We start from the raw sequence: 1,805 nt of genomic DNA, 5'->3' as shown, positions 1-1,805 counted from the left end.
CGCGGAGGGCCGAAGGCCTGGAGGGGACTTAACCCGATTTTGCACACACCTAGTTGTTAGCAATTGATTTTACACTCGAATTCTTGAGGTGAAACATACCCAATAGACGAATGCGACCTCTGATTGTTGTAGTAGCGCATATATTCGGTCACCGTCGATCTTAGCTGTTTTTCAGAATCGAAGACTTGGCGCTTAATACGCTCTGTTTTAAATTGGTGAAAGAACGACTCAATGAATGCGTTGTCATTCATGTTCTTTACTCGATTCATGCTTTGACTGATCCCATACCGCCGCAGTCTCTCACGATATTGACCCGACAAGTACTCGCTACCACGGTCAGAGTGAAAGATTAGCTCAGGGTGATGTCCACGGTTTCGCACCGCCCTATCAATGCTGGACAGTGTCAGAGAGACATCCCTTCTATCACTCAGGGACCAGGAGACAACCTTTCTGCTGTAGCGATCCATGACTACCGACAGATACTGCCAGCTACCATCTCTGAGCTTGATATAAGTAACATCGCCCACCCACAGCTGGTTCGGGCGCGTCAGCTTGATGCCTTCTATCTTACATTTGATCCCATAAACATGCCTGTAAGTACCGGCTCGAGCCGTATAGATCCGCGATTTCACGGCCCTGAGACCGTGATTTCGCATGATTCTAGCCACTCGTTTTTGACCAACGTTTATACCCTTCTTTTTCAGCTCTTGGGTGATTTTGGGGCTGCCATAGCACCCATCATGTCGGTTAAAAATCGATCTTATGTGTACAAACAGTTCGCTATCTTCTCGCCGACGTCCACACACACCACGGCGGCGCCAGGAATTGTAACCATCGCGGCTGACGTCATAGATCCGGCACATCATTGCAATGCTGTGCTTATCTCGGTTTTGATCTATGAACTCGAAGATTTCCCCTTTTGTTGTAAAGAGAATTGGATGGCTTTTTTTAAAAGGGCATGCTCTTCCTGGAGCAGGTTATGCTCACGCTCCAGTTTCCTGAGGCGCTTCAGCTCCGACTTGACCTCAGGATCTATCTGTATGTTTTTCTTCTTGGCCATGATCTGCCCCCGTCGCATCTCCATGCGCCAACGATAAAGCATCACTTCATGGATATCGAGAGCTTCAGCTACGTGTATGGCTAGTACACCAGGAATCTCGGTCAGCGAAACTGCTGTTGCCTTAAAATCGTCGTCGTAACGATTGTAGTGCTTTCTTCGTGCCATTGGACACCTCCACATCAGTTAGATGGAGGTGTGTGCAAAAGCGGGTTAGGTTCCGAGCAACCTGCCTGTGATTGTTATGTTTAGTCGGATACCTCATCCTTACACCAAACATCTAAGGCTCGATACGCCCACCAATCGTTGCGGTTGTCCCGCATGTATTTTAAGTATTTTTTTATTGCTTTCTTTTGTTCAGATGAAAATGTATCAGTATGGTCCCAATGGCTACACAACATATGACCAGTATGATTGCATACATTGCTAGGGCTCTCTTCTCCATACTTAAGGCTGTAGATCATGAACGCAGGAAGATAATATCGAAAACCAATTTCATCGATATTTGCCAAGCCAAAATCATTTTCTTCAAGTTCTTTATCAGGAACGTCTGCCCATTTTTCATCCTGCTCAGTGATAGGAATAGCCAGTACATCCTCCTCACTGAGGCCATCATCGAGCGCTGTCGACTGCGAGAGGGTCATTCCTCCAGCCCGAGAAACGCCATCAAAGGCCTTTGTAATTCTTTCTATAATTTCCTGAATATCATTCATGACTAAGTAGAAACATAACGCCGTGCGCAGCGGCG

3 protein-coding genes are annotated in these 1,805 nt (G+C 46.7%); all 3 read right to left on the bottom strand.

Going from position 1 to position 1,805, the window contains the following annotated elements; translation table 11 throughout:
• Positions 1 to 56 precede the first annotated feature (56 nt).
• Entirely contained in the window at positions 57 to 899 is an 843-nt protein-coding gene (locus tag B4U49_RS19540) for an IS3 family transposase (protein WP_420811455.1), read from the bottom strand.
• The gene (locus B4U49_RS00605) at positions 896 to 1,225 is read right to left on the bottom strand and encodes a transposase (protein WP_078082669.1); all 330 of its coding nucleotides are present in this window, start codon (positions 1,223 to 1,225) and stop codon (positions 896 to 898) included. Before B4U49_RS00605 ends, B4U49_RS19540 begins: the two co-directional genes overlap by 4 nt.
• An 80-nt stretch (positions 1,226 to 1,305) precedes the next feature.
• Positions 1,306 to 1,805: DUF6714 family protein (locus B4U49_RS00600; protein WP_204902954.1), on the bottom strand; the 500-nt coding region annotated here is incomplete at its 5' end.

Source organism: Microbulbifer mangrovi (genome assembly GCF_002009015.1).
GTDB lineage: Bacteria > Pseudomonadota > Gammaproteobacteria > Pseudomonadales > Cellvibrionaceae > Microbulbifer > Microbulbifer mangrovi.
This window is presented reverse-complemented; position numbering and strand designations above follow the sequence as displayed.